Raw genomic sequence first — 5,906 nt, forward strand, 5'->3', positions numbered from 1 at the left:
GGTGTGTCGGCGTCTTTTGCAGTAAGTCGCGCGCCGAGCCGAGCATTCCGTCGGCGATGCTGCCCGAATCGATACTGCAGGTACCGTTGCGCAGCGCTGCTTTGATGGCTGCAACCTTGTCTGCGTCGATGTCGGTCGCGCTCGACGTGCCCAACGCGGAAGTCGACGAAAGCGTAACCGCCGAGCTATCAGCGGCAACGGCGTCGGAATGCTGCGGAGCGGCGGCATAGTCCGTTTCATTCGTTGCACGCCGGACGGTGATCGGCTCCGGCATGGCGCGGTCGTTCGTCGACTGGATCTTCATGGGTTCGTTCCTCGCTCGCATGAGTTCCTTAACGGTCCAAGCGTTGAAATCTTTACCATGCTGCAAGGCGTGCGGCGCTCCGACCACCACGGCACGTGCGCGAAACCCTTATCCGGCGGGGCACTCGTGCAGTTGAAAAAAGTGAACCAAGTGTGAGCGGCCAGTTACGCGGTCGTGTTGAAGAGTATGCGTCAGCGCATGCCGTCTTGAACACACGCGCGTGCGGTGCGAATGTAGTGCCATCGTGACTACGGAGCATTGCGATGGTCGATCCAACCGAAGAGACTGCCGGACTGCGAGCCGCCGTTTTCGGCAAGGCGAGGCATTCTGGCGCGAGATGGTCATGGCGTGGAAACGAAGCGGTCTTGGCGCCCGACGTTTCTGCCGTGAGCAAGGGCTTGCAGTCAGTACCTTCGGCCTGTGGCGCAAGAAGCTCGCGGGCGAGACATCTGCGCGGATGAGCTCGCTCGCCGTGACCCCGGACGCGGCGTTCGTCGTTGCCCGTTCAGATGGTGAGCCAGAGCCGGTCGCGACGCAGCCACTAACGACGGCAGATACGTCGTCACGTGATCGAGTGACCCCGTCGCTTGCCGGTGTCCGCATCGAACTGACCGGCGCACATGCCGAGCGCATTGTGCGCTTCGTGCTCGGGCAGTTGGGCGGTGCACGGTGCTGATCGCGGCCAACGTTCGGGCCTACATCTGCCGTGAGCCAGTCGACATGCGCAAGTCGATAGACACGTTGTCGTATCTGGTCGAACCGCTGCTTGCCCAGAAGCCGGCCTCGGGCAATTTGTTCGTGTTCGTGGGTCGGGACCGCACCAAGGTCAAGTGCTTATATCGGGATCGCACCGGTTTTGCGCTCTGTACAAGCGGCTTGAACACGGACATTTCCCATCGCCGGCATCGCTCGCACAACGCGGCTTCGCGCTCGCCGAGCTCAATGCCTGGCTCGAAGGCATCGAGATCCCGGCACGCGAGCCGCATCACGCCGTCGCGGCCACGCGCGTGAGTTGACTCGGCTTGCTCCTCGCGCTGATTTAACGCTCGGGCATCTTGTAAACGTGGCGTGAGTTGGGCATCATGGTCGACATGCCGCCCGCCGCCCTCACTGTCGCGGATCTGCCATCGAGCCCGAGGCGCTGCAGGCATTCGCGCTCGAACAGAACCGGCTCTCGTGGGTGTTGTGGGAACAACTGGAAAGCCTGCAGCACCAGATCGCCCAGTTGAACCGCGCACGCTTCGGCGTCAGTTCCGAGCGGTTTGCAGGCCAAGCGGAATTGTCCGATGCCGCCTCAGATTTACCGGTTCCACCCGAACCCGCCAAGGTTCAGGTGGCACCTGTGCGACGAACAGAAGGCCTCATTCGATACGCTCGAGCGCATCGGCAAAAAGCGCAGCGAGACGCTGCATTACGGGCCGTCAAAGCTTACCGTCATCGAGCACGTGCGCTTCAAGTACGCGGCAAAGAGGGATGGCGAGTCGACCATCGTGACCGCGAGCGCCCAGCCGTCGCCGTTGCCCAGAAGCAATGCGAGCGCGAGCCTGCTGGCAAACATTCTGGTCAACACGTACGTGGATCATCTGCCGTTAAACCGGCAGGAGATGCGCTACGCTCGCCGTGGTGTGCACCTGCCTCGAGCAACGTTGTGCGAATGGAAGCTCGCGGCGGCCGAGTTGCTCGAAGTGCTGCTGCCACCGCTGCGCGTTCATCAGTTGCAGGCGCCTCGCATGCACGTGGACGACACCACGCTACCTCTACTCGGGAAGGATCGCAAGGCAACACGAACCGCGCGATTATGGGGCTATCTCGGCGCCCGACAACGCGACGAGAATGGCGTTTGGGTCGACCACGCGCCGGCGGTCGTGTTCGAGTTCGCCGAGTCGCGCTCGGGCTCGGGCTCGCACCCGCTGACGTACTTGCAGAAGTACAAAGGTTATTTGCAGGCGGATGCGTATAGCGGACATGCCGCGCTCCATGAAACCGGCGACATCGTCGAAGTCGGATGCTGGGCCCATTGCCGCCGACGCTTCTTCGAAATCGCCAAGTCGCAAAGTAAACCGGGACTCGCGGCGCAAGCGCTGCGATGGATCGCCCAGTTGTATGCGATCGAATCGCGAATTCGTGAGCACACACCGGATCTCAAATCTGCGGCGCGGCAAACCGAGACGCTTCCGCTGCTCGTGCGATTCCGGCAATGGCTGGAGGGCAACGTCATCGGTTGGCCGGTACAGGCGCCGCTGGCGAAGGCCTTCGGATACGCGTTGCGCCATTGACAGGCGCTCGTTCGTTACACTGAGAGCGGCATCCTGTTGCCAGACAACAATGCGCTGGAACGACAGATTCGCCCGATTGCCCTGGGAAGGGCGAACTGGACCTTCGCGGGCTCGCCACGTGGCGCCCGAGCCGCTGCTAGGATGTACTCCCTTCTCGGCACGGCGCGCCTGAACGGCTTTGAGCCGTATGCGTGGCTCAAAGATACGCTCGAGAAGCTGCCGTCGTATCGTGTCAACCGCGTGCACGAACTGATGCCGCTCGCCCGTTAAACGTCTTCACATTTATGGACATTCTCGACTCGCTTCGGCAGGCGCCCAGCGCCGAGTTGTATCGTCTTTATCTGGCCATCGGCAAAATGCTCGATGACCCTCGACGCATCCTCGAAGTGCGTCAGCGTCTGCACCTTGGCATGGCCGTCAGCTATATCGGCGACAACCCGTTGGGAGCTCCGTCTCAAGGCACCATCGCGGAGCTCCGCCATACGCAAGCGGTCGTTCAGGACAGCGCGAGCCGACGCCACTGCGCGATCCAATACGCGGCGATCGTTCCCGACAGCGCCGCCCCGATTCATCCTGACCCGGCGCCGCCGCAGCGCGCAAAACGCGAGGAGTTCTTCATCGGCGACACCGTCGGGTTCACCGACAAACACCTGAACGAACGCGTCGGCACCATCGTCAGGCTGAATTCGAAGACTGCGTCGATCGCGGTGACAGATTCTGAAGGACACTGGCGCGTTTCGTATGGCCTGCTGAGGCATATCGTCGACCTGTAGTCCCAATCGACGTGAATATCAAACGACATCATGGCCAAGACAAAACTCAACGCGGAACGTGAACATCGCGTTGAGATGGAAATCATCGTCGACGCTTATACCGACGAAGAGTGTGCGATGTCGTGGTACTGCTATCTGGAAGAACAGCTCTCCTTCCCATTCAAGGCCAGCGTTCGCAAGTCAATGGACTCCTCGCCGCTGCCCACGGGCGAACACGTCTGCGTAACCGGACTCTCGCTCATGAAGACCTGTGTCGGGTTGGCATCTTCGTCTGGGTACGGTGGAAAGAACGCGACGTGGTAGCGCCACTGGCTCAGATCGCTCCGTTGAGCGGCGACAAGCCGACTCGAGTCGCGGTCGCGGACTGGCACTATTGGCATGATCAAGGCCGCACATTCTGACACCCAGAAAGGCTTGCCTACCCCCGCCTCGTCCTGATCTACCCAGCAACGCTCGTCTCGCACTATCTTCCAGCGGGCACGGGTTACGCTGACGGATACTGATGAGCGACGTGTGGTCCACTCCGACCGCGGTACGCATTGTCGCTGGCCGGGATGGCTATCTCGAACACCTGATGCACGGCTCATTCACTCAATGTCACGTAAAGAATGCTCCCCCGGTAACGCAGCCTGTGAGGGCTTCTTCGGGCGACCCACGACGGATTGTCTTGGTCTCGTGACTAGCGGGCGACGACCGTTGATCACTTCATTGAGGTCCCCGACTCTTACATCCGCTTGTACAAGGCAGCGAGGATCAAGGTATCGCTCGGCTCTCTCAGCCCCTCGGATACGGCAAAGCCTTGGAATTGCCGCATAACCCAGTCCAAGAATTCGTCCGCACCCGGGTTGCCGACGCGGACATCTCTCGCCGCGTCGCCCACTCGTCCTATGCGGAAACAGAACTCGCCAGACGGCGGCACTTTGCGAATCAAAGGGGCTGGCTGAGTATCGCGCCGATCGAGCGCCGTTGGCGAAACGAGATGGATGGACTTGTCGGATCGCCGGTGCGAGTAGGTTAGGCTGCCTCGAGTTGCCCCAGTGCGAAGGCCGTCATCCAAGGAGGCGGTAAAATCAAGCGTTGTCGCCCTCTGAAGTCGGGCTATCTTTAGGACGTGTTGAAATGCCGACTGTTACGCCCATTTGCGCCAAGCTTAAGACTGCTCCCGTTCTGGACGAACGACTCATCGAGGGGCTTCCCGTCGCCGTTTACGTCTGCGATCTCAATGGTCAGATTGTGCGCTACAACAGGAGAGCGGTGGAACTGTGGGGCAGATCTTTAGGGCCCGATGACGCGAATATGCTCTATTGTGGTGCCTATAGGCTTCATCTGCCCGACGGTGCCCTTCTTTCGCACGACCGCGCTCCTATGGTGGAAGCGCTCCGCTCTGGCACGTCGTTTCGCAATCTTGAGCTTCAGATAGAGCAGCCCAACGGCAGACGCCTATGGGCGCTAGTGAGCATTGATCCACTGCGGGATGAGAATGGCACCATCATTGGAGCAATTAATTGCTTTCAGGATGTTACCGAGCATAAGCTGGCCCAGGAGCGCAAGCTCCGGATCGACGAACTGAAGCGCAGCGTGGAACGCCAGGCCGAGTTTATCGCGACCGTTGCGCACGAACTGCGTAGCCCCCTCGCGCCGGTACGCAGCGCATTGGAGATGATGCGCCGTAGCGATCCGGGTACAAACATCGAACCTTGGCGAGCCATGATCGAAAGGCAGGTGGCTCACCTCACTCGCCTGGTCGACGACCTAATCGATGGTTCTCGCGTTTCAGCGGGAAAGATCGACTTGAAACTGTCGCAGGTGGATCTCCGGGACATCGTGGAACGGGGCGTCGAACTGACCCGACCTCTGATAGAAGCCGCCAGTCAGGAACTTGTCATCGGCGTTCCGCAATGCCCAATCTATGTAATGGCTGACGCCATGCGTCTGACGCAGGTTTTCGGCAACCTGCTCGGCAACGCGACGAAATTCACGCCGTTGGCTGGCCGCATTGACGTCAAATTCGAAGTGGAGGAAAACTTCGCGGTCGTCATGATCTCGGACAATGGTGTAGGGATACCGTGCGAGAAATTGACGGCGATCTTTGAGATGTTTTCCCAGGGCGATCAAAGCGCCATGCGTGGTTCCGGCGGGCTCGGCATTGGGCTGACACTGACCAAACGGCTCCTCGAAATGCATGGGGGCGACATCGTTGCCGAGAGTGCCGGCATCGGCCAGGGAAGCGTGTTCGTTTGCAGACTGCCTGTAGCGGTCATCAGTGGACACGAGAAGACGGGCAATCCCGTCGCACGAAAGCAAATCGATGGCCCCGATCCTATTAGAGGAAGCGCATCCCCATGCTAAGCGCACAGCGAAGACTTGCGCCAGAACGCATGGCGGCTACGCCGGTTCCATCGCGCATATCCGTCGTACGGGCATGTTCGCGTTATAACCTTTCTACTCCAGGCCCCTTGCCTCTGAGCTAAAGTCGAAACTGGTGTACGGGGGAGTTGAGGCGGGAGATTGAAGGCGGTGGAGGTTTCAGCTGAGAATCTGATTGTCGAAGTC

The 5,906-nt window shown here is 60.2% G+C and carries 8 protein-coding genes and 4 pseudogenes; 11 read left to right on the top strand and 1 reads right to left on the bottom strand.

Going from position 1 to position 5,906, the window contains the following annotated elements:
• A partial coding sequence (gene flgM, locus AB6804_RS31365; protein WP_370889765.1) for a flagellar biosynthesis anti-sigma factor FlgM occupies positions 1–370 on the bottom strand: 370 nt, incomplete at its 3' end.
• A gap of 277 nt (positions 371–647) precedes the next feature.
• Here flgM and AB6804_RS31370 point away from each other — a divergent pair.
• The 11 genes and pseudogenes from AB6804_RS31370 (at position 648) to AB6804_RS31420 (ending at position 5,702) form a co-directional block, all read left to right on the top strand.
• Positions 648–980 (top strand): hypothetical protein, encoded by a 333-nt coding sequence (locus AB6804_RS31370; protein ID WP_370889766.1) that lies wholly within the window; start codon positions 648–650, stop codon positions 978–980.
• A gap of 44 nt (positions 981–1,024) precedes the next feature.
• Positions 1,025–1,132 (top strand): annotated as a pseudogene (gene tnpB, locus AB6804_RS31375) (IS66 family insertion sequence element accessory protein TnpB); the annotation flags it as partial.
• A gap of 2 nt (positions 1,133–1,134) precedes the next feature.
• Positions 1,135–1,320: a hypothetical protein gene (locus AB6804_RS31380; RefSeq protein ID WP_370889772.1), complete on the top strand. Its 186-nt coding sequence runs from the start codon at positions 1,135–1,137 to the stop codon at positions 1,318–1,320.
• 164 nt (positions 1,321–1,484) lie between these two features.
• Positions 1,485–1,640 (top strand): annotated as a pseudogene (locus tag AB6804_RS31385) (hypothetical protein); the annotation flags it as partial.
• Positions 1,591–2,649: pseudogene (locus AB6804_RS31390) on the top strand (IS66 family transposase); the annotation flags it as partial. The pseudogenes AB6804_RS31385 and AB6804_RS31390, both read left to right, overlap by 50 nt.
• A gap of 72 nt (positions 2,650–2,721) precedes the next feature.
• Positions 2,722–2,850, top strand: coding sequence for a transposase domain-containing protein (locus tag AB6804_RS31395; RefSeq protein WP_370889770.1), 129 nt, complete (start codon positions 2,722–2,724; stop codon positions 2,848–2,850).
• A gap of 14 nt (positions 2,851–2,864) precedes the next feature.
• Positions 2,865–3,353, top strand: a complete 489-nt coding sequence (locus AB6804_RS31400; RefSeq protein ID WP_370889767.1) for a hypothetical protein — start codon at positions 2,865–2,867, stop codon at positions 3,351–3,353.
• A 30-nt stretch (positions 3,354–3,383) separates the two neighbouring features.
• Positions 3,384–3,656: a calcium-binding protein gene (locus AB6804_RS31405; protein WP_370889768.1), complete on the top strand. Its 273-nt coding sequence runs from the start codon at positions 3,384–3,386 to the stop codon at positions 3,654–3,656.
• Positions 3,617–3,754: a calcium-binding protein gene (locus AB6804_RS31410; protein ID WP_370889771.1), complete on the top strand. Its 138-nt coding sequence runs from the start codon at positions 3,617–3,619 to the stop codon at positions 3,752–3,754. Before AB6804_RS31405 ends, AB6804_RS31410 begins: the two co-directional genes overlap by 40 nt.
• 61 nt (positions 3,755–3,815) lie before the next feature.
• Positions 3,816–4,169 (top strand): annotated as a pseudogene (locus tag AB6804_RS31415) (IS3 family transposase); the annotation flags it as partial.
• A gap of 303 nt (positions 4,170–4,472) precedes the next feature.
• Positions 4,473–5,702, top strand: coding sequence for an ATP-binding protein (locus AB6804_RS31420; protein ID WP_370889769.1), 1,230 nt, complete (start codon positions 4,473–4,475; stop codon positions 5,700–5,702).
• Positions 5,703–5,906 lie beyond the last annotated feature (204 nt).

The sequence above is a fragment of the Caballeronia sp. RCC_10 genome, assembly GCF_041360715.1.
Classification (GTDB): Bacteria; Pseudomonadota; Gammaproteobacteria; order Burkholderiales; family Burkholderiaceae; genus Caballeronia; species Caballeronia grimmiae.